This is a genomic window from Pseudomonas sp. DF5, from assembly GCF_058148225.1.
The window spans coordinates 1-23,879 of sequence record NZ_JBYVYM010000018.1; the positions used below are offsets into that span (position 1 = coordinate 1).

A 23,879-nucleotide genomic window follows, 5' to 3' on the forward strand; every position below is an offset into this window, starting at 1 on the left:
GGCCCGACACGTATCCCTCTACATGAGTTGTTTATCCACAAGCCACGGACTTCGAACTTTTAAGATGCGCTTCAATCGAGTTGCTGGCAGAGTGCACTCTTACTCCCTTGAGTTTATCGAGTGGCGGGTCTTTCCAAAGTTTTGATGCGTCGATGGGAAGGATGACCTGAATAGCAGCTCCTTGGGGCGGATCAGCAACAAAATCGAAGTCCTGAATGCCGTCTGGCGGGAACTGAATGTAAACCCGCGGCTCCAGTCTCGGGTTTGTCCATCCACCAGAATTCACCAGGCCAATTGCCGATATGTGTAGCTGCGGTGGGTTTGATTTAAGTATTTTTAAGTCGACATCCACCACTTTCATTACTTCAGCCATTTTCGAACTCCTTTCGATAATTGCGCCGCTTTTTTCACCTTGGCGCTTGGGTGTTGAACCCTCTGGCTTGAAATCTAGTGTGGTTAGACGCTAGTAAAGGACCCTCACCCTGTCCACTGACTGCTCTGGCCGGTCATCGGATGCGTTCATTTCCCTACTGGGCACACATTTCCGGGCTCAGCGTTCCGAGCCAAGCCACCAATCCGACAATCAACACCGCTGCCGCCATTTCCACCACCACGCTGCGCCGCAAAGCATTGGCGGCGACCGTGTATTGCCCGTCCCGCAACGACCGCTCCAGAAACGGCCCGAGGTGAAACCGGTTCAACGCGGCGAGCACCAGCATGCCGGCAAACAGCACCACTTTGATGAACAGCAGAATCCCGTAAGTGCTGAGAAACACCTCGTCCAGCTTCGGCCCAACGATGAACAGATAATTCACGACTCCCGTCGCGGTGATGACCACGACGATGGCCGCGCCAATCGCCTCAAACCGATTAACCGCGCGGGCCAGCAACCTGAGGCGCGCTTCGGTTTGCAGGGCATTGATCTTCGCCATCAACGCAAACGCCAGCAACGCGCCAAGCCAAGCCCCCGCCGCCAGCAGGTGCAGAATGTCCACCGCGAAATGCCAAAAGCGACGATCGCCTTCATCCATCGCCCCATGCCCGCTCCAGGCCAGGCTGGCGAGGGCAACAGCACCGGCAAAAGCCGCGACCCATAAACTGAAACCAGGCGCACGGAGCATCACCGCTAAGCCAGCGATGACCAGCGCAACAATGCGAACCCCCCAAGCCAAGCCGACATCCGTCTCAAACAGCATCATCTCGATGTGCGGACGCAGCTCGGCGAAGTCCGTTTCACCGCTCATGGCGCTCGCCATCATCACCATGCTGGCGACGGACAACACCGCGCCCAGCACTGCCATCCCCGCCAGCATCGACCGGAATGGCAGCACCGCCCCGGACATCCGTTCCTGCCCTTTAAGGCTGTACAGCCCAAAAAGTGCCACCCCGAACAACAGCATCAAATCCACATACAACGCAAACCGCAGGGCAATGCCGACCGAGTCGCTCATCAATCACTTCACTTTGAACGTAACGTTGCCGGTGATCGGGTGAGTGTCCGAAGACACGGCGCGCCATTCGACTTTGTAGCTGCCGGTGGGCAGGGGCGAGAGCGGGGTGACGACCATGGTTTTCGGGTCGCTGCCGCCGGAGACTTTGGCTTTCATCGGCATGGGGGAATGGGCCATGCCAGGCATCTCGGTCATGACCAGTTTGGCGCCGGAGAATTGGGTCATGAGGTTTTCGGAAAAGTGCAGCTCGATGTTGCTCGGTGCTGCGCCGTCCGCGCCTTCGGTTGGGGTGGAGGAGAGCAGTTTCGGGTGGGCTTGAGCCAGTGCGCTCATGAGCAGCCCGGTGGAAAGTGCGATGGCGACAGCGGTGGTTTTGATGGTGCGCATGCAAGGCCTCTTACCGCTTTAAGCGGTTGTTTTTTAGGTTTTTGAGTTGAAGTGTTTAGAACCACAGCCGAACGCCGACGACCAGTCGGGCTTCGCTGCGGTCCTCGCCTTCGTCCCTGGCGTAATCGGCGGTTTTGCCGTAGGTGCGGTTCCAGGTCACACCGATGTAGGGCGCGAACTCCCGGCGGATTTCATAGCGCAGCCGCAGGCCGGCTTCGGTGTTCGACAGTCCGGAGCCAATGCCCCGTTGCGGGTCGTTTTTGCCGTAGACGTTGAGCTCGGCGGTCGGCTGCAAAATCAGCCGATTGGTGAGCAGGATGTCGTAGTCACCTTCCAGTCGTGCAGCGGTCTGGCCGCCTTCGCCGATGAATGCGGTGGCCTCGGTTTCGAAGTTGTACAGGGCCATGCCTTGCACGCCGAGCGCGGCCCAGGTTTGCGGGGCGCCGGGTTTGAAGTCCTGGCGCACGCCGGTCACCACGTCCCACCATGGGCTGATCGCGTGGCCCCAGAGGGCCTGGACTTCGGCGTCTTCGGTTTTGCCATTGACGCGCTCGCCTTCGGAGCGCAGCCACAGGCGATCGATGTCGCCGCCGATCCAGCCGGACAGATCCCACGCCAATGCGCTGCCGTTATCGGCGTCCTGCCATTCGAGTTTGTCGGCGAGGAAGTAATAGTTGAGCGCACTGTCGTGCATGTCATGGCCGGCGGGGCTGACGAAAACGGCAGCACGGTCGGCGTCGGTCAATGCCGGGATCGGCGTGCGGCTTTGGGTCGGCGCGGCGGGCTGCATTTGCCCGTAATCCTCGTTCTGCATCTGGCTGTGATCCATGCCCGGCATCTGGCTATGGTCCATGCCCTGCATGTTGTCGGTGGCGGCCATGGCCGAAGAGAGCGTCAGGCCCACGGTAACGAGGGCCAAAGAGATCGGAGTGAGTCTGGTCATGGGTAGCGCCTTATTCTTCCACGCGAACTTCACGGAACATGCCCATTTCCATGTGGTACAGGAGATGGCAGTGGTAGGCCCAGCGGCCGAGCGCATCGGCGGTGACCCGATAGCTGCGCTTCGATCCCGGCGGCACATCAATGGTGTGTTTGCGCACCATGAACTGGCCGTTCTCGTCTTCGAGGTCGCTCCACATACCGTGCAAATGAATGGGGTGGGTCATCATCGTGTCGTTGACCAGCACCACTCGAACCCGCTCGCCGTACTTGAGTCGCACGGGTTCGGCATCAGAGAACTTCACGCCGTTGAACGACCAGGCGAACTTCTCCATGTGGCCGGTCAGGTGCAGTTCGATGGTGCGGCCGGGCTCGCGGCCGTCCGGGTCTTCGAAGGTGCTGCGCAGGTCGGAGTAGGTCAGCACACGGCGGCCGTTGTTGCGCAGGCCCATGCCCGGGTCGTCGAGTTTTGGCGTGGTGCTCATGGCTTGCATGTCCACCAGCGGGTTGTCTTTTTCCGTGTCGGGATGGGATTGCATACCGGCCATTCCGGCCATGCCACCCATGGCCATGCTGCTGTGATCCATTCCGGCCATGCTGTTCGTGCCCTGCATGTTGCCGCCGTCCATGCCCTGCATGTCTCCGCCGTCCATGCCCTGCATGTCTCCGCCGTCCATGCCCTGCATGTCACCACCGTTCATGCCTTGCATGGCACCGTGGTCCATCCCCGCCATGTCACCGCCCATGCTGCCGTGATCCATGCCGCCCATGCCCATGTCATCCATGGTCACCAGCGGTCGCGGATCCAGCGCTGGAATCGGCGCCGACAACCCGGCCTTCACCGCCAGGGTGCCTCGCGCATAACCCGTTCGATCCATCGACTGGGCGAACAGGGTATAGGCGTCCTGGGTAGGCTCGACGATCACGTCGAACGTCTCTGCCACCGCGATGCGGAACTCGTCGACGCTCACCGGTTTGACGTGTTGGCCATCCGCCGCGACCACGGTCATTTTCAAACCCGGGATACGCACGTCGAAATAGGTCATGGACGAGCCGTTGATAAAACGCAGGCGCAGCTTTTCGCCGGGACGGAACAGGCCGGTCCAGTTCATGTTCGGCGCCTGGCCGTTCATCAAGTAGGTGTAAGTGGCACCGCTGACGTCCGCCAGGTCGGTGGGGTTCATCTTCATCTCGGCCCACATCTTGCGATCGGCCACCGTGGAGCCCCAGCCTTTCTCGCTGACGTCGTGGATGAAATCGCCCACGGTGCGTTTGTTGTAGTTGTAGTAGTCCGATTGTTTCTTGAGTTTTTTCATCAGGCCGACGGCGTCTTCGTCGGTCCAGTCGGTGAGCATCACCACGTAGTCGCGGTCGTACTGGAACGGCTCCGGCTCCTTGGCGTCGATCACCAACGGCCCGTAAACCCCGGACTGTTCCTGAAAGCCCGAATGGCTGTGGTACCAGTAAGTGCCGTTCTGCCGGACCTTGAACTGGTAGACGTACATGCCACCCGGCTCGATCCCGTGAAAACTCAGGCCCGGCACGCCGTCCATGTTGGCCGGCAGCAAAATGCCGTGCCAGTGAATCGACGTGCTGTCCTTGAGTTTGTTTTTCACCCGCAGCGTGACGGTGTCGCCTTCACGCCAGCGCAGCAAGGGGCCGGGAATGCCGCCGTTGATGGTCATCGCGGTTCGAGGGTTGCCGGTGATGTTGACCGGGGATTCGCCAATGAACAGGTCGAAGTCGGTACCGGCCAGCACATTCGGTTGGCCGGGGCTGGTGACCGCCCAGACTGGCGTGCGCCACAGCCCGAGGCCAGCGAGCATCCCGCCAGCGGCCAGGCCCTTCACAAAGGTGCGTCTTGAGGTGTTGGAATGCATGCCGTTTTATCCCGTCCGTCAGCCTGATAAAGCCCTCAGGTCCATCCTGAGCGGAAGGAAGAGAACTCAATGGGGAGGAGGCTAACGGGCGGTGCCTTTCAGCAGGCTGAGGCCAAGATTACAGTTTTGACAGTTTCACGCGGTGTTCAAGGACTGCTATTGGACCTGGAAGAATCCGCCACGGTGGCGTTACCGCAATTGATATACGAAGAAGACTTCAACCAACGCTGATCCGGATAGTAGGAGAACAACAACTGCCCGTCTTTCATCGAGTCGATCAGCCGATGTGCAATCGCAGGCCTCACTGCAGGGCAGCCGAGACTTCTGCCAATCCGGCCATTGGCCCGCGCCAGGGCAGGGCTGACGTAAGGCGCGCCGTGAATGACGATCGCCCGTTCGAAGGCGTTGTCGTTAAAACCCGGTTCCAGACCTTCCATGCGCAGGGAATAACCGTTCTGCCCGACATAGCTGGATTGGGTGCGGTACAAGCCCAGGCTGGTGGCGTAGCTGGCATTCTGATTGGAGAATTGGCTGGCCATGTTCTCGCCACTGTTGCGACCGTGGGCGACCAGTTCATGGAACAACAATTTGCGTTGTTTAAGGTCGAATACCCAAAGACGTTGCACCGTCGAGGGCAGGGAATAATCGATCACTGCGAGTCTCTGCACCGGGGACGTGCCTTGGGCCCGGCTGCATTGGGAGGCGCGAACGGCCAGGGCAATGACTTTGGCGTTGGCATCGGGGGCCGCTTTGACCAAGGCAGCTTCAAGCGAATCGGCGTAGGCTGCCGGTAATGAAAAAAAAGCAGTCAGCAGCAGGGCCGTCATTAAGCAGCCAAAGCGGTGTGGGGCCATATGCAAGTCTCATCTGAATATTTCGAGTCTAGCAGCGCGCACGACGCTAGCCGGTTGAAAACGGAAGATTAAGGATTATCCATGGGGCAGTTAACAAGGTTATTCGTCATAAGCCGCATATTTTTTATGGGCTTTCTGATAAGCGGCACTGCGATCGCGCAAACTTCGCCGATTGAGCCGGCATCTCCCGTTAGCACTTTGGCTGAAGCGGCTCCCGGTGATTATGTCGGCCAAGCGATTCAGGCGGAGTTGGCGCCATTGAGTTCGGCGTTTCCTCCGCTGCTCACCTCGCCGCGTCATCAACGGGTCGATGTGAACCGAGTCGTGCTGGATTTTTATAGCCATCGTGGCTATCGCGCCGCCTGGACGGACGATGACGATGTCGCCCAGTTGTTGAAAAGCTTGGGTGATACCCAGGCCGATGGCCTGAACCCCGCGGATTTCCGGATCGCCGAGTTGGCCGAGGCCCACACGCTGATGCAGACAACCTCCCCAACCCCCGGGCAACGGGCAGCCTTTGATATCTCCGCCACCCGGACGTTCATCACGGCGCTGCTGCAGTTGCGGCGCGGCAAGGTCGACCCTTCGCGGTTGGACATCCACTGGAACTTCGACCCCGCTGGCGTCGATCCTCGGGAGGACGTCAACAAGTTTTTCGCCGCCCTCGACAGCCATGACATTGCGCGCGCCTTCGCCCAGGCGCCGCCCCAAGAAGCGGTTTACGGCACGTTGCGCCATGGCCTGGCGCAACTGCGCAAGGTTCGTGATCGGGGCGGCTGGCCAAAGATCCCGGAAGGGCAGACGCTCAGGCCCGGCATGGACGACGCCTCGGTCGCTCTATTGCGTACGCGTTTGGCGGCGGGCGGTTATCTCGCCGCGCAAGGGACTGCTCGCACCGACTACGACGACGCCGTCACTGCGGCGGTGAAGAAGTTTCAGACCGAGCAATACCTTGGGGCGGACGGTGTAGCGGGGCCGGCGACGCTCGCGGAGCTGAATGTACCGGTCGAGGCGCGAATCGATCAGGTGCGGGTGAACATGGAGCGGGCGCGATGGCTGCTGTACAAGCTTCAGGGCACCTTCGTCGTGGTCGATATCGCCGGGTATAAAGTCGCGTTCTATCGCGATGGCAAACCGATCTGGCGCTCGCGGGTGCAGGTCGGTAAGCCGTTTCGCAGCACGCCGATTTTTCAATCCGCGATCACCTACGTCACGTTCAACCCCACCTGGACCGTGCCACCGACGATTCTGCTCAAGGACATGCTGCCGAAGATTCGCGACAATCCTGGTTACCTTGAGGCAAGCCGGATTCGCGTGATCGATCGAGATGGCAATGTGCTTGATCCGTCCACTGTCGATTGGGACAACCCGCGTGGCCTTACCTTACGGCAGGATGCGGGGTCGGATAACTCGCTGGGGCAGGTGGTGATTCGTTTTCCCAATGAGTATTCGATTTATCTGCACGACACGCCGCATCGCGAGTTGTTCGCGAAATCCAACCGCGCGACCAGCTCCGGCTGTATTCGGGTAGAAAACCCGCTGCAATTGGTGGAGCTGTTGTTCAACGATCCGGTTCACTGGAACAGCGAAGGGATTCAAAAACAGTTAGCCAACGGCAAGACAGAGAACATCAGGCTCCCGGTGAAAGTGCCGGTGCTGTTGGCCTACTGGACGGTGGACCTGAGTCTTGATGGGCGCGTGACATTCAAGCCCGATGTGTATGGCTATGACTCCCCGGTATTGCGGGCGTTGAATCAGCCTTCGGAGCGGCCGGCGCTGGACGGGAGGCGAGCGGCGCCTCCCTCGGTGGCAGCGGAGCAGAGCAAGTTGTAGGCTTTAAAGCCCCAAGCCTTCTTGCACTGCCAGCAGCAAATTGTGTTCCGTCAGCGCGATCGCATCCGGTTGTTGTCCGGATTGTTCGCTCGCCTGGAGCCACCACTGCGTCTCGCCGTGTTCGTTCACTGTTCGTAACAAGGCGAGTTCCTTGCCTGTCGAGTGGATTTCGATCCGCCCGGCGCCGTCGACGGTGAAGCGCGCGACGGGATCGAAGGTGATGCTGTGGTGGTTGCCTTCGATCAGCAGTTGGTCGATGGCGTAATCGTAAGTCGCACCGTCCGGCGCACTCTCGAACACATGAGTGGGATTGCGTCGCAGCTTCAGACCCACCTCGATCAGTGGTTGCAGCCAGGCTTCGATCTGGTGATACAGCTCGTAGACCTGGGCGGGCCAGCTGTCGATGGCTTGATCGGCGATGGTCGCGTCGGCACTGGTTTGCCGGGATTGTTTAAGCTTCGCGGCGAGCTCGTCTACCTTACTCATTTCGATTTCCTGTCGTGATTTAAACTAATCGTAGCTCCTTCAAGGTCATGTGGTTTTGCCATGCGTCATGGAATTAAAACACAACCATTTATCCCTCAATCCTCTGTTTATCCCGCACAACCCCGTAGACTACGCTCAAAAAAGTAAGGGCTTTGGGCCGTTGCCCATGTCTTACCCTTCCAGGACTCACTTTTGCCTATCCCCATTCACGATCCGCAGCACGCATCCGGCGGTGCCTTGAAGCGACTGCCTTTGCTCAAGGCTGCGGTGCTGTTCATTGCAGCGGTATGCCTTTGTCTCTGCGGGTTGCTTTATCTGCAACTGGAGCAGTCGCGTCGACACGACCTGGCATTGGCCGAGGTGTCGTCGTCGAACCTGACCCGGGCCATGGCGCAGCAGGCCGAAGACACGTTCATGAAGGCCGATCTGGTGCTGACCAGTCTGGTGGACTGGATTCAGGCTGAAGGTTTCGACGCTGCCCAGACGTCACGCTTGCAGAAAACCTTCGCGCGGCGGGTGCAAGCGCTGAATCAGTTGCACGGGATATTTCTGTTCGACAGGCAGGGGCAATGGGTCGTGACGTCGTTCAAGGATCTACCCCGCGGGGCAGGTGTGGCAGACCGCGAGTACTTCAGGTTTCACCAGCAAAACATGTCAACCCTGGCGCACATCGGCCCGGCCATCCGCAGTCGGGAAAATGGCGAGTGGATCATCCCGGTTTCCAAACGGATAAACGATCAGAACGGTCATTTCCAGGGCGTGTTGTTGGCCGGGATCAAGATGTCGTACTTCGATCAGTTCTTCAAAAGCTTCAGCCTCGACGACAACGGCGCGATGTTTTTGGCATTGACCGATGGAACACAGCTGGCGCGACGGCCGTTTGTGGAATCGCAGATCGGCAGGTCATTGGCTAAGGGCGAGATTTTTCAGAAACTCTTGCCCAACGCCACGTCCGGCAACGCCATGATCGACTCAGTGGTGGATGGCATCGCTCGGTTGTATGGCTACCGTCAGCTCGATGCCTATCCGGTGGTGGTCGCGGCGGCATCCTCCAAAGACGCAATCCTCAAGGACTGGTACGACACGGCGATTCAATCCGGTGTGATCGTCGCCCTGGTTGTCTTGGGCGTTGGCTTGTTTGGTTGGGTGTTCATTTATCAGGTGCGCGCGGGTGAACGCGTCGAGGCGGATTTGCGCCAGGCGCAGAAAACCCTGGAGCTGATCGCCACCCACGACAGCCTGACCGGGTTGGCCAACCGCCGATTGTTCGAGCGGGCGCTGGAGACAGAGTTCGGTCGGGGTGCCCGGCGGTCTAGCCCGCTGGGCCTGATCATGCTCGATATCGATTACTTCAAGCGCTACAACGACACTTACGGTCATGTGGCCGGGGACCATTGCCTGGCCGAAGTGGCGCGAGCAGTCAAGAGTTGCTGTCACCGCCAAGCTGATCTGGCGGTGCGCTACGGCGGTGAAGAGTTCGCAGTGTTGTTGCCGGAAACCGACATCCACGGTGCACTGACGATCGCCGAACAAATCCGTCGTAGCGTCATGGATAAAAACATTACTCACAGCGGTTCGCCCACGGGCTACCTGACGGTCAGTCTTGGTTGTTATTCGTTCGTGCCGACGGCGCATGACAGCACCGAAACGTTGATCAAACGCGCGGATGCGGCGTTGTACCAGGCCAAGCACTCAGGGCGTAATCGCTCGGCGGTGTTGTCGATGGAAGGGGGCGTCGAGGCGCTGATGCGCTCGGATCGATGACGTTTGCAGCGATCGATCGGCGATGGTTCTTGTGACCGGTTCTTCAAGTGTGGCAATGACTTGCGTTATCCAGGAGCGATGATCGGGCTTGCCTGCTATGGTCAGTGCAGAGAGCCCGGCTGTCATACCTGACTGACTGGGCCGCCGGTCTTATCCCGACCGGGCAATCGATTGACAGGATCAAGTGCATGGATTTGTCTGCCGTTACCACCGCTGCGCCTGCGCGCCATACCCCGATTACTCGCAACTTGATGTTGGTGGTCGGTCTGCTGTTTTTGGTCGGGGTGCTGATCGCGCTGATCGCTCTGTTCAGTATTGCCGGGCGGCTCGATGCCAAGGACCTGGCCAAGACCACGTTTTATACCCAGCGCGCACTGGAAAACCGCATCACCGCGACGAAAAACTACATCATCAGTTATGCCAACTGGACGACGGCCTACGATCACCTGAACGGCGAGGTCGATGTGCAGTGGGCCTACGTCGAGCAGAACATGGGTAAAACCCTGTTCACCATGGACCACTATGATGGTGTTTTCGTGGTCGATCTTCAGCGAACAAAATACGCCGTGGTACGCGGGCTTCAGGTGCAGGACGAGGCGGCGGCCTATCTGTCGGCATCGTTGGCGCCGCTCATCAACGAGGTTCAGAGTCAGGAAAGCCTCATCAAACCCATCAGCCAGTACACCTTGTTCGAAGGTAAACCGGCGCTGCTGACGGCTGCCGCGATTGTGCCCAATGATGAGCGCCCGGCGGTCGATCCCAAGAGCACTTCGGTGCTGATATACGTCGACCAACTGGACCCTGAAAAACTCGGTGTGCTGAGCGCCGATTACGGTTTGCATGACTTGAGGCTGATGCCCGACGACGCCATTACTGCCGCACAACCGGCCGTTGCCCTCGTCGGCACCGGTTACAGCCTGGTGTCCCGGCTTGAACAACCGGGTCACCAATTGCTCTGGTCGTTGTTGCCGCCACTGGGCGGGGCGCTGCTGATTCTGGCGTTGTTGACCGCCTATTTCTTTCGCTATGTGTTGCGCACGTCCGGGCATGTGGATGCCAGTTACACCAGCCTCGATTTGTCGAACCAGGCGCTGGAGGCCAGTGAAGAGCGTTTTCGTGCGGTAGCCGAGGCCGCGTCCGACTGGATCTGGGAAATCGACGACCAGCATTGCATCACGTACCTGTCGGGCCGTTTCGGTACGGTCACCGGGTTCTCCGATCAGCAATGGCTGGGGCAGAACATCGGGCAATTGCTCAATTGCGATACAACGCCGTTGTCGCTGTGGCTGAACAAACTCGATGAAGAGCAAACCGTCAGCCACTTGCGCTGCTCCTACCGCGATCAATCGGGGCAACAGCGGGTCTGCCGGGTGTCGGCACGGCCGATCCAGCGCAAGGGCGCGGTGCTGGGTTATCGCGGAACGGCGAGCGACATCACCGATGAAGTCGCCGCCCATGCGCAAATTCAGCACCTGTCGTTGCACGACGCCCTGACCGGCCTGCCAAACCGCAACAAGCTGGCGCGTTTTCTCGATGAAGCGCTGGCACTCAAAGAGCAGTCGACGGCGCTGACGTTGTTGATGATCGACCTGGATAACTTCAAGCCGATCAACGACTCCCTCGGCCACCCGGCCGGCGATGCGGTATTGCTGGAAGTTGCCACTCGTTTGCGCGAGTGCACGCGGGACATTGACCTGGTCGCCCGACTGGGTGGCGACGAGTTCGTGCTGGTGCTCCATGGCATGGACAGTCACGCGGAAATCGACCGGTTTTGCGAGCATTTGCTCGATAGCCTGCATCGGCCGATTCACTACGACCATCACTCGCTGCACATCGGCGCGAGCATCGGTATCGCCTTGAGTCGGCGCCAGGGGCATATTGCGCAGGAGCTGATTCGGTGTGCCGATATCGCGTTGTATCAGGCCAAATTCGATGGCAAGAAGACCTGGTGCTATTTTGCCGCGCACATGAACGATCAGATCCAGCATCGCCGGCAACTGGAAAACGACCTGCGGCGGGCGATCAAGAACAACGAATTCGTGATGCATTACCAGCCGCGTTATCACGTCGATGGCAAGCGGATCGTTTCGGTCGAAGCGCTGCTGCGTTGGCAGCATCCGGTGCAAGGCTTGTTGAGCCCCGATGCGTTTATCCCGCTGGCCGAGCAGACCGACCTGATCGTGCCCCTGGGCCGTTGGGTGTTGCGCGAGGCGTGCGAAACGGCCTTGACCTGGCCTGGCGCGATGATGGTGTCGGTCAACCTGTCACCGGTGCAATTCGTCCGTAGCGATGTAATCGAGGACGTGCGCGAAGTGTTGATCCAGACCCGTTTGCCCGCCAGTCGGCTGGAGCTGGAAATCACTGAAAACGTGATGCTCAACGACGTCGATGGTGCACTGGCGACCATGACCGCGCTCAAGGAGTTGGGCGTGCGCCTGAACATGGACGACTTCGGCACCGGTTATTCTTCGTTGGGTTACCTGCGCACGTATCCGTTCGACGGGATCAAGATCGACAAACGCTTCATTGCGTCCATGAGCAGCGGCAGCAACGATCGCGCCGTGGTGCAGGCGATCATCAACCTGGGCAAGGCGATGGGTCTGACGGTGACTGCAGAAGGTGTCGAGACGCTGGAACAACTGGACTTCCTGATCTCGGATCAGTGCCATGAAGTGCAGGGTTTTTACCTCAGTCGTCCGGTGGACAGGTATGCGCTGCTGCCGTTGCTCAAGGCCTCACAGGATGATTTTGCGCAACAGGGCGCGCACCTTTAGTCGCCTGTTTCGTGCGCCACGGCAACTGCCGTGGCGTACTCCGGTCACAACTGGATAGTGCCCATCCGTTGCGAGCGTCGGACCATGAATAATCTGAAAATCGCCACCTTCAACGTCAACGGCATGCGTGCACGCCTGCCGAATCTACTGGCGTGGCTGGCGCGGGAACAGCCAGACATCGCCTGCTTGCAGGAGCTCAAATCGGTGGATGGCGCGTTTCCGTCCGCTGAATTGGAGGCGGCCGGGTATGGCGCCATCTGGCACGGCCAGGCATCGTGGAATGGAGTAGCGATTCTGGCGCGCGATGCGCAACCGCTGGAGCGTCGGCGTGGTCTGCCGGGCGATGACAGTGACACCCATAGCCGCTACATCGAAGCGGCCGTGCACGGGGTTCTGGTGGGGTGTCTGTACTTGCCCAACGGCAATCCGCAGCCGGGGCCGAAGTTCGATTACAAACTGGCGTGGTTCGAGCGGCTGATCTCGTACGCCAAGGACCTGCAGAGCAGCGAGCATCCGGTGGTGCTGGCCGGCGACTACAACGTGGTGCCCACCGATATGGACATCTACAACCCACGCTCCTGGCTCAAGGACGCGCTGCTGCAACCCGAGAGTCGTGCGTGTTATCAGCGTCTGCTGGATCAGGGCTGGACTGATTCCCTGCGTCATCTGTATCCAGAGGAGCGGATCTACACCTTCTGGGACTACTTCCGGCAGCACTGGCAGAAAAACTCGGGACTGCGCATCGATCATCTGCTGCTCAATCAGGCAGCGAGTCCTTATCTGCGAGAGGCCGGCGTCGACGCCTGGGTTCGCAACGAGTCTCATGCCAGCGATCACGCGCCGACGTGGATTCGATTGGGTTCACGCAAACGGCGATAGTTTTAGTGTGAGCGGCGATTGGCGAAATCAATTATCGGCCCGAGCACTTTTTCCCTTATACATGGCGGCCATCGGCGGAGCGATCCGCGGGCTCCATGCATAAGGATTGAGCGATGAGCGAACCACGACTGACAAATCTTGCGCTGTACCTGCAACGCCTGGGTTTCGACGCGCCCCCGGCGCCGACCCTGGAAACCCTGCGTCAATTGCAGTTGCGCCACACCGGAGCTTTTCCGTTCGAAAACCTCACCACGCTGTTAGGGCAACCGGTACTCATCGACCTGCCGTCCATCGAGCAGAAAGTCCTGCACGAGGGTCGTGGCGGTTACTGCTACGAACTCAACAACCTGTTCCTGGCCTTGCTGCAGACGCTGGGTTTCGAGGCGCGCGGCATCACCGGTCGCGTGGTCATGAACCAGCCCGAAGGCGCGTGGACCGCACGCACTCACCGCTTGAGCCTGGTGACCTTCGACGGCGTGCGCTACATCACCGACGTCGGCTTCGGCGGCATGGTGCCCACCGCGCCGCTGATCCTCGACACCGAGGCAGAACAACTCACCCCTCATGAACCCTATCGCATTGAACAGCACGCGGACGGCTACACCCTGCACGCCAACGTTGGCGGTGAATGGCGGGCGATGTACATCTTCGACCTGCAGCGTCAGGAAGACATCGATTACACCCTCGGCAACTGGTATGTCTCGACCCATCCCGATTCATCCTTCGTCAAACAACTGATGGTGGCGCGGACGGGGGAGGGATGGCGACGCACGCTGAACAACGGCAGTTTTGCCATTCACCGCATGGGCAGCGAGAGTGAGCGGCGGCAGGTGACGGATGTGGATGAGTTGATCGGGTTGCTGGAACGTGAATTCGACATTCGGGTGCCGGCGAAGGAGGCGTTGAAGCCGGTGCTGGAGCGGTTGATCGAGCCGGTGCCGCAGGCAAACTGAGCTCCACGCGAAGGGCGGATCAATCCGCCCTTTTTTATTTGGCCGACTCAAGCAGTTTGTGTCTAGGAACGAACTTCTAGCTCCATCACGTGATGGATTTCGCTGAGGGCTTCTGACAATTTTTTCTCCAGGCTTTTCAGCTCCGAGGCGGTTATGCCTTTTTTGAAATGCCCGACGTTTGCACCCGCGGTGTTCTCATCGGGCTTCGCCGCTTTGCCTTTATCGCTGAGCAACACCTGGCGCAAAGTATTGTTGATCACTGTCTGGTAGCCATACCCCTCGTTTTCTGCAAGAGCGCGTGCAGCCTCTATGACGACATCGTCGAGCATGATGGTGATTCGGGTCTTGCCTTTGCTGGAGGCAACCGCTCCACGCTTGGCGTTGCTGAAGTCGTATTCGTCTTTCATCGGTCAAGCTTCCATGTAGTGGCGACGCTCGCCTTTGGTGGCGACGCGTGCGGAAATGATTCGCACGAAATTCGGGTCGCGCCAGGTGTACGCAACGACCAGCAAGCGACCTTTGGCATCCAGCCCCATGATGATCCACCGCTGCTCATCATGATGGTCGTCCTGAAAAGTCAGGGCTCGTTCGTCATAAAACACCGGTTCTGTCTCTGCGAGGCTGATGCCTTGATGTTTTAGTTTGTTGGCCGCGTTCTTTGCCCTGTGATACTGAATCTCGAATGACTTCATTATGCATACTTTATATGTATAAGCGAGGAGGCGCCCGTGCCGGCGCTCGCTTGGAAAGCAAAAGATTAGCGGTGAGGAGGGATAGGGGCGCAGGGATGTATTTCAAGACGTTTGGGACTGGAGGCGCTATGGCCAAAGGGTGGTATGGACAAGTGTTCATAATCTGACTGGTTAGTTGTATACAACTATATGGACATTTGTCCTTAGTATTGAATACAGTGTGCGCATAACAAAAACCAGGGAACCCCCCAACCATGAAAACGCCCCATGTTTCACACCAACGGCCCGAGGACGAAAACCTTGGGATCGGCGCGAATATGGCTTATGGCCTGCAACACGTTCTGACCATGTACGGCGGTATCGTCGCGGTGCCTTTGATCATCGGCCAGGCGGCCGGGCTCTCGCCGGCGGACATCGGTTTGTTGATTGCTGCTTCATTGTTTGCAGGGGGACTGGCGACATTGCTGCAAACCCTGGGTTTGCCGTTTTTCGGTTGTCAGTTGCCGCTGGTGCAGGGCGTGTCGTTCTCCGGCGTTGCGACCATGGTCGCGATTGTCAGCAGTGGCGGGGAGGGCGGCTTTCAGTCGATTCTCGGGGCAGTGATTGCCGCGTCGCTGATTGGCTTGCTGATCACGCCGGTGTTCTCAAGGATTACCAAGTTCTTTCCACCGCTGGTGACCGGCATTGTGATCACCACCATCGGCTTGACGCTGATGCCGGTGGCCGCGCGCTGGGCCATGGGTGGCAACAGTCATGCGCCGGATTTCGGCAGTATGGCGAACATCGGTCTGGCGGCGGTGACGCTGGTGCTGGTGCTGCTACTGAGCAAGATCGGCAGCGCGACCATCTCTCGTTTGTCGATCCTCCTGGCGATGGTCATCGGCACGGTCATCGCCGTATTCCTTGGCATGGCGGATTTCTCGTCCGTTAACCAGGGGCCAATGTTCGGCTTCCCGGCGCCGTTCCATTTCGGCATGCCGACCTTCCACTTCGCCGCGATCCTGTCGATGTGCATCGTGATTATGGTGACCCTGGTGGAAACCTCGGCCGACATCCTCGCCGTCGGTGAAATCATCGGCACCAAAGTCGACTCCAAACGCTTGGGCAACGGTTTGCGCGCCGACATGCTGTCGAGCATGATCGCGCCAATCTTCGGCTCCTTCACTCAGAGCGCCTTCGCCCAGAACGTCGGGCTGGTGGCGGTCACCGGGATCAAGAGCCGTTTCGTGGTGGCCACCGGTGGTGTGTTTCTGGTGGTGCTTGGGTTGCTGCCGTTCATGGGACGGGTCATCGCCGCCGTGCCAACCTCCGTACTTGGTGGCGCCGGCATCGTGCTGTTCGGTACCGTCGCCGCCAGCGGCATTCGGACGCTGTCCAAGGTCGACTACCGCAACAACGTCAACCTGATCATCGTCGCCACTTCCATCGGTTTCGGCATGATCCCCATCGCCGCCCCGAACTTCTACGACCACTTTCCCAGCTGGTTCTCGACGATCTTCCACTCGGGCATCAGCTCCTCGGCGATCATGGCCATCGTGCTGAACCTGACCTTCAATCACCTCACGGCCGGCAACTCGGACCAGCAATCGGTGTTTGCCGCCGGTACTGAACGAGTCCTGCGTTATCAAGACCTGGCGGCGCTGCGGGAAGGGGACTACTTCAGCGAAGGTAAACTGCGCGACTGCGACGGGAATGAGATTCCGGTGGTGGAGACGGAGCATGGGCATGCCGAGTTGCAGGTGGTGCATGCGAAAAACCGTGAGCATGTCTGACTGGCGATCGGGGGTGGGTCGACCGATTCAGTTGTCGGTCAGGTTGACACTCGCTCCACGCATGGTTGAGAATCGAATTTGAGGTCTGCAATTGCGCATCCTTGGGCTTGGCCTCCAGCATTGGCCCCCCATCTTGTTGGCAGCAGAGAAGCTGGCTCCCTCTGAAGTAGTGACGACTGGCATGCCGGTCGGATTCTGAACCCAAGGTCATTTGTGGCCAGGAGCTAAAGAATCGCTGCGACTACTCCTCGAAAATTCAAAAGGCGTCCATCAGGACGCCTTTTTTATTGCTTGGGATCTGGTTTGGCGATTGTGCCGACCAGGGTGCCTTCTGCACGTCTCTTGGGATACCAGGTTACGACGTAGTATCCGAAGCCGCGACGCTCATTTCGAGGCTCCAGAATGAGCGAGCCGGTAGGATTTTTAAGCACGGCGACTCTGTGATCACCTCTCATTTCCTTGAACTCACAGTAGATGGGGGCGCCGGGTACGATCATTTTGGCGATGTGGGCTGCCACATCATCAATGGTGTGGCAGCCAAATATTGCCAGGTCGGTCTTGTGGGCTTCCCAGACATGTCGAACGCCAAATCCTTTGTTGATGCCTTTGTGAATTCCGACCCGCAGGAATATTTCGCCACCCCGTAAATTGAACCTGGGCATCTCGGGAAGGGTGCCAAAGCTCAGTGAGCCACCAGGGTGAGGGACAAGGACGTTCTCCTTGAGTTTGAGTAACTCTGACACGTGAACGATCCGGGGATGTTGGCAGGCGAGAGGCGCTATTCATAACGCACAAGTTCGCTGCTTTACAGTCAGCATCCGGCCACTATGAAAGTGGCTATTGATGCTCTAGTCCAGGGTTTACGGGGGCTCAGGCGAAAGCCTGAAACACGGCTACAGAAAATCAGGAAGCTTCCTACTCTGTCGGGGTAGGGAATTCATAGGATCGTGTCTTTTCGTCAAACACAAAAAAGCCCCTGAACCTTTCGATTCAGGGGCTTTTTCGGTTTTGCTGTCTGGCTCCACGACCTGGACTCGAACCAGGGACCCAGTGATTAACAGTCACTTGCTCTACCAACTGAGCTATCGCGGAATGGCGTGTATGTTACTGATTCAAAAAGAGAAGTCAAGCCTCTGTTGGCAATTTGATGTTTTCATCGGATCAGAGGGAGGTTTATCGGCCATCGGCGGTTACCAGAAGCGCGGGAGAGGTCTACCATGGCTGCCCGGAAGTGGTGACACGCGCTGCCGGCCCTCAGCCGAAAAGGTACGCGCCATGAATCACCCAGCCTTCACACCCCGAAACAGTGGGGTATTCCCATGAGCATCGCTCAGATCAGCCTGCCCAAAGGTGTCGGCCCGCACGCCGAGAAACTGCTCGACGCAATCACTCAGGCCAGCACCGCTGACGAGCTGAACCGCGCAGGCGGCAAGGCCGAAGGTTTTGTCCTGGGCCTGGAAAGCACCAAGGCGATCAAAAGCCAGGTGGCCGAGTCGCTTTATGTCGCCTATGACGACGCGGCCAGCCAGCGTGCGAGCGAATTGGCCTAACCGCCAAAAGTGATGGTGCCGAGCATCAGCTTGGCATACAGCATCGTGGCGGCCAGTTGCACCAGCCACAAGGCCAGGCCGCCAAGGAACACGCCCGCGGCCACTTGCAGCACCAGGTTATTACCGCGTTTGGCCGAGGAGCGGGGCACGAAGTGGTCCAGCTCGTCGCGGTCGGCGCGTAGGTCATCGTTTTTCATGTGGGGTTCTCGCAAGAATTCTCGGGTGTACATAAAGCCTGTGGGAGTTTAAAGGGCGCAGCGGCTGCTTTGAGATTTATCTGAGGCCAATAAAAAACGGGAAGCCATTTTGGCTTCCCGTTTTCATGGTGCGCGACGACTCAGATCACCTGAACGATGGCCTTGGTCACGGCGTCGATGTTGCTCTGGTTCAGCGCGGCAACGCAGATGCGGCCGGTGTCCAGGGCGTAGATGCCGAACTCGTTGCGCAGACGGGTCACTTGCTCAACCGTCAGGCCGGAGTAGGAGAACATGCCGCGCTGGCGACCGACGAAGCTGAAATCGCGCTGTGGAGCGTTTTTCGCCAGCAGGTCGACCATCTGGGTGCGCATGCCGCGAATCCGCAGACGCATTTCTGCCAGTTCTTCTTCCCACTGGGCACGCAATACCGGGCTGTTCAGCACAGCGGCGACGATGCTTGCACCGTGGGTCGGCGGGTTGGAGTAGTTGGTGCGGATCACGCGTTTGACTTGCGACAGCACGCGAGCGCTTTCTTCTTTCGATTCGCTGACGATCGACAAAGCGCCAACGCGCTCGCCGTACAGCGAGAAGGATTTGGAGAACGAACTGGAAACGAAGAAGGTCAGGTTCGATTCGGCGAACAGGCGCACGGCAGCGGCGTCTTCATCGATACCGTCGCCAAAGCCCTGGTAGGCCATGTCGAGGAACGGCACGTGACCTTTGGCTTTCACTACTTCCAGTACGTTTTTCCAGTCCGCCGGGCTCAGGTCGACACCAGTCGGGTTGTGGCAGCAGGCGTGCAGCACAACGATGGAGCCGGACGGCAGGGCGTTCAGGTCTTCCAGCAGGCCGGCGCGGTTAACGTCGTGGGTGGCGGCGTCATAGTAGCGATAGTTCTGCACTGGGAAACCGGCGGTTTCGAACAGTGCGCGGTGGTTTTCCCAGCTCGGGTCGCTGATCGCCACGACGGCGTTCGGCAGCAGTTGCTTGAGGAAATCGGCACCGATTTTCAGCGCGCCAGTACCGCCGACGGCCTGGGTGGTGATGACCCGGCCAGCGGCGATCAGCGGCGAATCATTGCCGAACAGCAGTTTCTGCACGGCCTGGTCGTAGGCGGCGATGCCGTCGATCGGCAAGTAGCCACGGGAAACGTGTTGAGCGGCGCGAATCGTCTCGGCTTCGACAACGGCGCGCAGGAGAGGAATTCGTCCTTGCTCGTCGCAGTAAACACCGACCCCCAGGTTGACCTTGTTGGTACGGGTATCGGCATTGAATGCTTCGTTGAGGCCCAGGATTGGATCGCGTGGTGCCATTTCGACAGCGGAGAACAGGCTCATTATTACGGCGGCTCTGAATGGAGTGTGGAGGGACGTGTCGCGCTCCAGCCGAATGCACTAGAGCGGTGCACAAACGGGGAGCTAGTATAGAGGCCATCAGCGATTGATGGCGACAGGCGATTCGGCTTTTACGGTAAGTTTTTCCAATTATTTTTCGATCGTTGGTCGAGTGACATCGTCAAAGGTTTTACCCGATGTAGGACGTTTGCCTTGAAAGGGATGGCAATCGGCTCCACATTGAGCACAATCCAGTTTTTTCCTCGGGCGACATCGGTCGTTTGCGGTCTTTCTCGTTCCTGTCCGGTGTAACCGGGCAAGAGTGAACCAGAGGTATGTATGTCTGAATTCCAGCTAGTCACCCGCTTCGAGCCCGCCGGCGATCAGCCGGAAGCCATCCGTCTGATGGTCGAGGGCATCGAGGCCGGGCTGGCGCACCAGACGCTGCTCGGTGTGACCGGCTCGGGCAAGACCTTCAGCATCGCCAACGTGATCGCCCAAGTGCAGCGCCCGACGCTGGTGCTGGCGCCGAACAAGACCCTGGCTGCGCAGTTGTACGGCGAGTTCAAGGCGTTCTTCCCGAACAACGCCGTTGAATACTTCGTCTCCTATTACGACTACTACCAGCCCGAAGCCTATGTGCCGTCGTCCGACACCTTCATTGAGAAGGACGCCTCGATCAACGACCACATCGAGCAGATGCGCCTGTCCGCGACCAAAGCGCTGCTGGAACGCAAAGACGCAATCATCGTCACCACGGTGTCGTGCATCTACGGTCTGGGCAGCCCGGAAACCTACTTGAAGATGGTGTTGCACGTGGATCGCGGCGACAAGCTCGATCAGCGTGCGCTGCTGCGACGCCTGGCCGACCTGCAATACACCCGCAACGATGTGGACTTCGCCCGGGCGACGTTCCGGGTGCGCGGCGACGTGATTGATATCCACCCGGCGGAATCCGACTTTGAGGCGATCCGCATCGAGCTGTTCGATGACGAGGTGGAAAGCCTGTCCGCCTTCGATCCGCTGACGGGCGAAGTCATCCGCAAGCTGCCGCGCTTCACCTTCTATCCGAAGAGCCACTACGTGACGCCTCGGGAAACCCTGCTCGACGCCGTCGAGGGGATCAAGGTCGAGTTGCAGGAGCGCCTGGAATACCTGCGTTCCAACAACAAACTGGTGGAAGCCCAACGCTTGGAGCAGCGCACCCGTTTCGACCTGGAGATGATTCTGGAGCTGGGTTACTGCAACGGCATCGAAAACTACTCGCGCTACCTGTCGGGCCGTGCATCCGGCGAGGCGCCGCCCACTTTGTTCGACTACCTGCCGGCTGACGCCTTGCTGGTGATCGACGAATCCCACGTCAGCGTGCCGCAGGTCGGTGCCATGTATAAGGGCGACCGGTCCCGGAAGGAAACGCTGGTGGAGTACGGCTTCCGCCTGCCATCGGCGCTGGATAACCGGCCAATGCGTTTCGACGAGTTCGAAGGCATTAGCCCGCAGACAATATTTGTCTCGGCGACGCCGGGCAATTACGAGGCTGAGCACGCAGGGCGTGTGGTCGAGCAAGTGGTGCGCCCGACCGGCCTGGTGGACCCGCAGATCGAAATCCGTCCGGCACTGACTCAGGTCGACGACTTGCTCTCGGAAATCACCAAGCGCGTAGCCCTGGAAGAGCGGGTGCTGGTCACCACGCTGACCAAGCGCATGTCCGAGGATTTGACCGATTACCTGGCCGACCACGGCGTGCGCGTGCGTTATCTGCACTCGGACATCGACACCGTGGAGCGGGTCGAAATCATCCGTGACTTGCGCCTCGGCACCTTTGATGTGCTGGTGGGGATCAACCTGCTGCGTGAAGGTCTGGACATGCCGGAAGTCTCGCTGGTGGCGATTCTTGACGCTGACAAGGAAGGCTTCCTGCGTTCCGAGCGCTCGCTGATCCAGACCATCGGTCGGGCGGCGCGCAACCTCAATGGCCGGGCGATTCTGTATGCGGATCGCATTACTGGCTCCATGGAACGGGCGATCGGCGAAACCGAGCGTCGTCGCGACAAGCAGATCGCCTTCAACCTGGCCAATGGCATCACGCCTAAGGGCGTGTTCAAGGACGTCGCCGACATCATGGAAGGCGCCACTGTGCCGGGCTCGCGCAGCAAGAAGCGCAAAGGCATGGCCAAGGCTGCCGAGGAAAGCGCCAAATACGAAGCCGAACTGCGCTCGCCAAGCGAGATCACCAAGCGCATTCGTCAGCTGGAAGAGAAGATGTACCAACTCGCCCGCGACCTGGAATTCGAAGCCGCGGCGCAGCTGCGCGACGAAATCGGCAAGCTGCGGGAGCGGTTGATCGCGGTTTGATTCGTGGCGTCTGACGAGGCCTCTTCGCGAGCAAGCCCGCGCCCACAGTTGACCGAGTTGTCCAGGCGGACGCGGTCTGATGTGGGAGTGGGCTTGCTCGCGAAGGCGTACGACTGAACGCCATATTCGTCAGCTAGAGCGTTTCCTTCAGCCCTCAACCCACCTCGGCCTGCGAGTGATGTGGAGGTAAATGCCCCACTCACTGGAGCCGGGCGGCTATCGCCTGTTACCATTCGCCCCTTGTTTGATCTTCGCTTTTCATTCTTTTTGAGACATGCCATGACCACCGTCCGCACTCGCATCGCGCCATCGCCTACCGGGGACCCCCACGTAGGTACCGCTTACATCGCTTTGTTCAACTACTGCTTTGCCAAGCAGCATGGCGGTGAGTTCATCCTGCGGATCGAAGACACCGACCAACTGCGTTCGACCCGCGAGTCCGAACAGCAGATTTTCGACGCCCTGCGCTGGTTGGGTATCGACTGGAGCGAAGGCCCGGATGTCGGCGGCCCGCACGGTCCTTACCGTCAGAGTGAGCGCGGCGATATCTACCAGAAGTACTGCCAGCAACTGGTCGACATGGGGCATGCCTTCCCGTGCTTCTGCACCGCCGAAGAGCTGGACCAGATGCGCGCCGAGCAAATGGCCCGCGGTGAGACCCCGCGTTACGACGGCCGTGCGCTGTTGCTGTCCAAGGAAGAAGTCGCGCGCCGCCTGGCCGCTGGCGAACCTCACGTGATCCGCATGAAAGTGCCGACCGAAGGCGTGTGCGTGGTGCCGGACATGCTGCGTGGTGACGTCGAGATCCCGTGGGATCGCATGGACATGCAAGTGCTGATGAAGACCGACGGCCTGCCGACGTACTTCCTGGCCAACGTGGTCGACGACCATCTGATGGGCATCACCCACGTGCTGCGCGGTGAAGAATGGCTGCCTTCGGCACCGAAACTGATCCTGCTGTACGAGTACTTCGGCTGGGAACAGCCGCAGCTGTGCTACATGCCGCTGCTGCGTAACCCGGACAAGAGCAAGCTGTCCAAGCGCAAGAACCCGACCTCGGTGACGTTCTACGAGCGCATGGGCTTCATGCCGGAAGCGATGCTCAACTACCTGGGCCGCATGGGCTGGTCGATGCCGGATGAGCGCGAGAAGTTCTCCCTGCAGGAAATGGTCGACAATTTCGACTTGAGCCGCGTCTCGCTTGGTGGGCCGATTTTCGACATCGAGAAGCTGTCGTGGCTCAACGGCCAGTGGCTGCGTGACCTGCCGGTGGAAGAGTTCGCCGCTCGTGTACAGAAGTGGGCGCTGAACCCTGAGTACATGATGAAGATCGCCCCGCACGTGCAGGGCCGGGTTGAAACCTTCAGCCAGGTTGCACCGCTGGCCGGTTTCTTCTTCGCTGGTGGTGTGAATCCGGACGCTAAACTGTTCGAATCCAAGAAGCTCTCGGGCGATCAGGTTCGTCAGTTGATGCAATTGATCCTGTGGAAGCTGGAAAGCCTGCGTCAGTGGGAGAAGGACAGCATCACCGCAACGATTCAGGCGGTGGTCGAATCCCTGGAGCTGAAGCTGCGTGACGCCATGCCGCTGATGTTTGCCGCAATTACCGGGCAGGCCAGTTCGGTATCGGTGCTCGATGCGATGGAAATCCTCGGTCCGGACCTGACCCGTTTCCGTCTGCGCCAGGCCATTGACCTGCTGGGCGGCGTGTCGAAGAAAGAAAACAAAGAGTGGGAAAAGCTTCTGGGCGCGATTGCCTGACGGCGTTTGAGTCAGTAG

General features: G+C 59.1%; 21 protein-coding genes and 1 tRNA gene. 9 read left to right on the forward strand and 13 right to left on the reverse strand.

Annotation, left to right across the window (positions count from 1 at the left end):
* Window positions 1–31: 31 nt before the first annotated feature.
* The 6 genes from AC30D7_RS17335 to AC30D7_RS17360 form a co-directional block, all read right to left on the reverse strand.
* Window positions 32–373 carry a hypothetical protein gene (locus AC30D7_RS17335; protein ID WP_019582098.1) on the reverse strand — a complete coding sequence of 114 codons (342 nt, stop codon included), beginning with the start codon at window positions 371–373 and terminating at the stop codon, window positions 32–34.
* 154 nt (window positions 374–527) lie between these two features.
* Window positions 528–1,451, reverse strand: a complete 924-nt coding sequence (gene copD, locus AC30D7_RS17340; RefSeq protein ID WP_490134875.1) for a copper homeostasis membrane protein CopD — start codon at window positions 1,449–1,451, stop codon at window positions 528–530.
* 3 nt (window positions 1,452–1,454) lie between these two features.
* On the reverse strand, window positions 1,455–1,838 hold the full coding sequence (gene copC / locus AC30D7_RS17345) for a copper homeostasis periplasmic binding protein CopC (protein WP_028939650.1): 384 nt from the start codon (window positions 1,836–1,838) through the stop codon (window positions 1,455–1,457).
* Window positions 1,839–1,893: 55 nt separating this feature from the next.
* Window positions 1,894–2,781 (reverse strand): copper resistance protein B, encoded by an 888-nt coding sequence (locus AC30D7_RS17350; protein ID WP_490134876.1) that lies wholly within the window; start codon window positions 2,779–2,781, stop codon window positions 1,894–1,896.
* 10 nt (window positions 2,782–2,791) lie between these two features.
* Window positions 2,792–4,657: a copper resistance system multicopper oxidase gene (locus AC30D7_RS17355; RefSeq protein ID WP_490134877.1), complete on the reverse strand. Its 1,866-nt coding sequence runs from the start codon at window positions 4,655–4,657 to the stop codon at window positions 2,792–2,794.
* 146 nt (window positions 4,658–4,803) lie between these two features.
* A complete protein-coding gene (locus AC30D7_RS17360) occupies window positions 4,804–5,511 on the reverse strand; it encodes a murein L,D-transpeptidase catalytic domain family protein (RefSeq protein WP_018928119.1) in 708 nt (235 codons plus the stop codon).
* Between the two features lie 81 nt (window positions 5,512–5,592).
* On the opposite strand from AC30D7_RS17360, the gene AC30D7_RS17365 reads away from it, so the two are divergent.
* Window positions 5,593–7,344, forward strand: coding sequence for a L,D-transpeptidase family protein (locus tag AC30D7_RS17365; protein WP_490134878.1), 1,752 nt, complete (start codon window positions 5,593–5,595; stop codon window positions 7,342–7,344).
* 3 nt (window positions 7,345–7,347) lie between these two features.
* On the opposite strand, the gene AC30D7_RS17370 is transcribed toward AC30D7_RS17365, so the two are convergent.
* Window positions 7,348–7,830 (reverse strand): hypothetical protein, encoded by a 483-nt coding sequence (locus AC30D7_RS17370; protein WP_490134879.1) that lies wholly within the window; start codon window positions 7,828–7,830, stop codon window positions 7,348–7,350.
* 192 nt (window positions 7,831–8,022) lie between these two features.
* Between AC30D7_RS17370 and AC30D7_RS17375 the strand changes: the two genes are divergently transcribed.
* The 4 genes from AC30D7_RS17375 (at window position 8,023) to AC30D7_RS17390 (ending at window position 14,200) form a co-directional block, all read left to right on the forward strand.
* Window positions 8,023–9,594 (forward strand): sensor domain-containing diguanylate cyclase, encoded by a 1,572-nt coding sequence (locus AC30D7_RS17375; RefSeq protein WP_490134880.1) that lies wholly within the window; start codon window positions 8,023–8,025, stop codon window positions 9,592–9,594.
* A 188-nt stretch (window positions 9,595–9,782) separates the two neighbouring features.
* Window positions 9,783–12,368, forward strand: a complete 2,586-nt coding sequence (locus AC30D7_RS17380; RefSeq protein ID WP_490134881.1) for a bifunctional diguanylate cyclase/phosphodiesterase — start codon at window positions 9,783–9,785, stop codon at window positions 12,366–12,368.
* An 84-nt stretch (window positions 12,369–12,452) separates the two neighbouring features.
* A complete protein-coding gene (xth, locus tag AC30D7_RS17385) occupies window positions 12,453–13,247 on the forward strand; it encodes an exodeoxyribonuclease III (protein WP_490134882.1) in 795 nt (264 codons plus the stop codon).
* A gap of 113 nt (window positions 13,248–13,360) precedes the next feature.
* A complete protein-coding gene (locus AC30D7_RS17390; protein WP_490134883.1) occupies window positions 13,361–14,200 on the forward strand; it encodes an arylamine N-acetyltransferase family protein in 840 nt (279 codons plus the stop codon).
* Window positions 14,201–14,262: 62 nt separating this feature from the next.
* On the opposite strand, the gene AC30D7_RS17395 is transcribed toward AC30D7_RS17390, so the two are convergent.
* The gene (locus AC30D7_RS17395) at window positions 14,263–14,607 is read right to left on the reverse strand and encodes a BrnA antitoxin family protein (protein WP_490134884.1); all 345 of its coding nucleotides are present in this window, start codon (window positions 14,605–14,607) and stop codon (window positions 14,263–14,265) included.
* 3 nt (window positions 14,608–14,610) lie between these two features.
* Entirely contained in the window at window positions 14,611–14,892 is a 282-nt protein-coding gene (locus tag AC30D7_RS17400; RefSeq protein WP_490134885.1) for a BrnT family toxin, read from the reverse strand.
* Between the two features lie 254 nt (window positions 14,893–15,146).
* Here AC30D7_RS17400 and AC30D7_RS17405 point away from each other — a divergent pair, with 254 nt between their 5' ends.
* Complete coding sequence (locus tag AC30D7_RS17405) at window positions 15,147–16,664, forward strand: nucleobase:cation symporter-2 family protein (protein ID WP_490134886.1); 1,518 nt, start codon at window positions 15,147–15,149, stop codon at window positions 16,662–16,664.
* 284 nt (window positions 16,665–16,948) lie between these two features.
* Here AC30D7_RS17405 and AC30D7_RS17410 read toward each other — a convergent pair whose 3' ends face one another.
* Together AC30D7_RS17410 and AC30D7_RS17415 are read right to left on the reverse strand one after the other, a co-directional pair.
* Window positions 16,949–17,407 carry a hypothetical protein gene (locus AC30D7_RS17410; RefSeq protein ID WP_019582109.1) on the reverse strand — a complete coding sequence of 153 codons (459 nt, stop codon included), beginning with the start codon at window positions 17,405–17,407 and terminating at the stop codon, window positions 16,949–16,951.
* Window positions 17,408–17,680: 273 nt separating this feature from the next.
* Window positions 17,681–17,756, reverse strand: a tRNA-Asn gene (locus AC30D7_RS17415).
* A gap of 227 nt (window positions 17,757–17,983) precedes the next feature.
* On the opposite strand from AC30D7_RS17415, the gene AC30D7_RS17420 reads away from it, so the two are divergent.
* Window positions 17,984–18,214, forward strand: a complete 231-nt coding sequence (locus AC30D7_RS17420) for a hypothetical protein (RefSeq protein ID WP_019582110.1) — start codon at window positions 17,984–17,986, stop codon at window positions 18,212–18,214.
* On the opposite strand, the gene AC30D7_RS17425 is transcribed toward AC30D7_RS17420, so the two are convergent.
* Together AC30D7_RS17425 and AC30D7_RS17430 are read right to left on the reverse strand one after the other, a co-directional pair.
* The gene (locus AC30D7_RS17425; RefSeq protein WP_007935214.1) at window positions 18,211–18,411 is read right to left on the reverse strand and encodes a hypothetical protein; all 201 of its coding nucleotides are present in this window, start codon (window positions 18,409–18,411) and stop codon (window positions 18,211–18,213) included. The genes AC30D7_RS17420 and AC30D7_RS17425 overlap by 4 nt on opposite strands.
* A gap of 140 nt (window positions 18,412–18,551) precedes the next feature.
* Window positions 18,552–19,748: an amino acid aminotransferase gene (locus AC30D7_RS17430; RefSeq protein ID WP_028939639.1), complete on the reverse strand. Its 1,197-nt coding sequence runs from the start codon at window positions 19,746–19,748 to the stop codon at window positions 18,552–18,554.
* Between the two features lie 336 nt (window positions 19,749–20,084).
* On the opposite strand from AC30D7_RS17430, the gene uvrB reads away from it, so the two are divergent.
* Window positions 20,085–22,100, forward strand: a complete 2,016-nt coding sequence (uvrB, locus tag AC30D7_RS17435; RefSeq protein WP_019582112.1) for an excinuclease ABC subunit UvrB — start codon at window positions 20,085–20,087, stop codon at window positions 22,098–22,100.
* Window positions 22,101–22,379: 279 nt separating this feature from the next.
* A complete protein-coding gene (gltX, locus tag AC30D7_RS17440) occupies window positions 22,380–23,861 on the forward strand; it encodes a glutamate--tRNA ligase (protein WP_018928106.1) in 1,482 nt (493 codons plus the stop codon).
* Window positions 23,862–23,879 lie beyond the last annotated feature (18 nt).

Coding starts and splice junctions, on each gene's coding strand:
- AC30D7_RS17335 (WP_019582098.1), bottom strand. CDS start 373: ATGGCTGAAGTAATGAAAGTGGTGGATGTCGACTTAAAAATACTTAAA.
- copD (WP_490134875.1), bottom strand. CDS start 1,451: ATGAGCGACTCGGTCGGCATTGCCCTGCGGTTTGCGTTGTATGTGGAT.
- copC (WP_028939650.1), bottom strand. CDS start 1,838: ATGCGCACCATCAAAACCACCGCTGTCGCCATCGCACTTTCCACCGGG.
- AC30D7_RS17350 (WP_490134876.1), bottom strand. CDS start 2,781: ATGACCAGACTCACTCCGATCTCTTTGGCCCTCGTTACCGTGGGCCTG.
- AC30D7_RS17355 (WP_490134877.1), bottom strand. CDS start 4,657: ATGCATTCCAACACCTCAAGACGCACCTTTGTGAAGGGCCTGGCCGCT.
- AC30D7_RS17360 (WP_018928119.1), bottom strand. CDS start 5,511: ATGGCCCCACACCGCTTTGGCTGCTTAATGACGGCCCTGCTGCTGACT.
- AC30D7_RS17365 (WP_490134878.1), top strand. CDS start 5,593: ATGGGGCAGTTAACAAGGTTATTCGTCATAAGCCGCATATTTTTTATG.
- AC30D7_RS17370 (WP_490134879.1), bottom strand. CDS start 7,830: ATGAGTAAGGTAGACGAGCTCGCCGCGAAGCTTAAACAATCCCGGCAA.
- AC30D7_RS17380 (WP_490134881.1), top strand. CDS start 9,783: ATGGATTTGTCTGCCGTTACCACCGCTGCGCCTGCGCGCCATACCCCG.
- xth (WP_490134882.1), top strand. CDS start 12,453: ATGAATAATCTGAAAATCGCCACCTTCAACGTCAACGGCATGCGTGCA.
- AC30D7_RS17390 (WP_490134883.1), top strand. CDS start 13,361: ATGAGCGAACCACGACTGACAAATCTTGCGCTGTACCTGCAACGCCTG.
- AC30D7_RS17395 (WP_490134884.1), bottom strand. CDS start 14,607: ATGAAAGACGAATACGACTTCAGCAACGCCAAGCGTGGAGCGGTTGCC.
- AC30D7_RS17400 (WP_490134885.1), bottom strand. CDS start 14,892: ATGAAGTCATTCGAGATTCAGTATCACAGGGCAAAGAACGCGGCCAAC.
- AC30D7_RS17405 (WP_490134886.1), top strand. CDS start 15,147: ATGAAAACGCCCCATGTTTCACACCAACGGCCCGAGGACGAAAACCTT.
- AC30D7_RS17420 (WP_019582110.1), top strand. CDS start 17,984: ATGAGCATCGCTCAGATCAGCCTGCCCAAAGGTGTCGGCCCGCACGCC.
- AC30D7_RS17425 (WP_007935214.1), bottom strand. CDS start 18,411: ATGAAAAACGATGACCTACGCGCCGACCGCGACGAGCTGGACCACTTC.
- AC30D7_RS17430 (WP_028939639.1), bottom strand. CDS start 19,748: ATGAGCCTGTTCTCCGCTGTCGAAATGGCACCACGCGATCCAATCCTG.
- uvrB (WP_019582112.1), top strand. CDS start 20,085: ATGTCTGAATTCCAGCTAGTCACCCGCTTCGAGCCCGCCGGCGATCAG.
- gltX (WP_018928106.1), top strand. CDS start 22,380: ATGACCACCGTCCGCACTCGCATCGCGCCATCGCCTACCGGGGACCCC.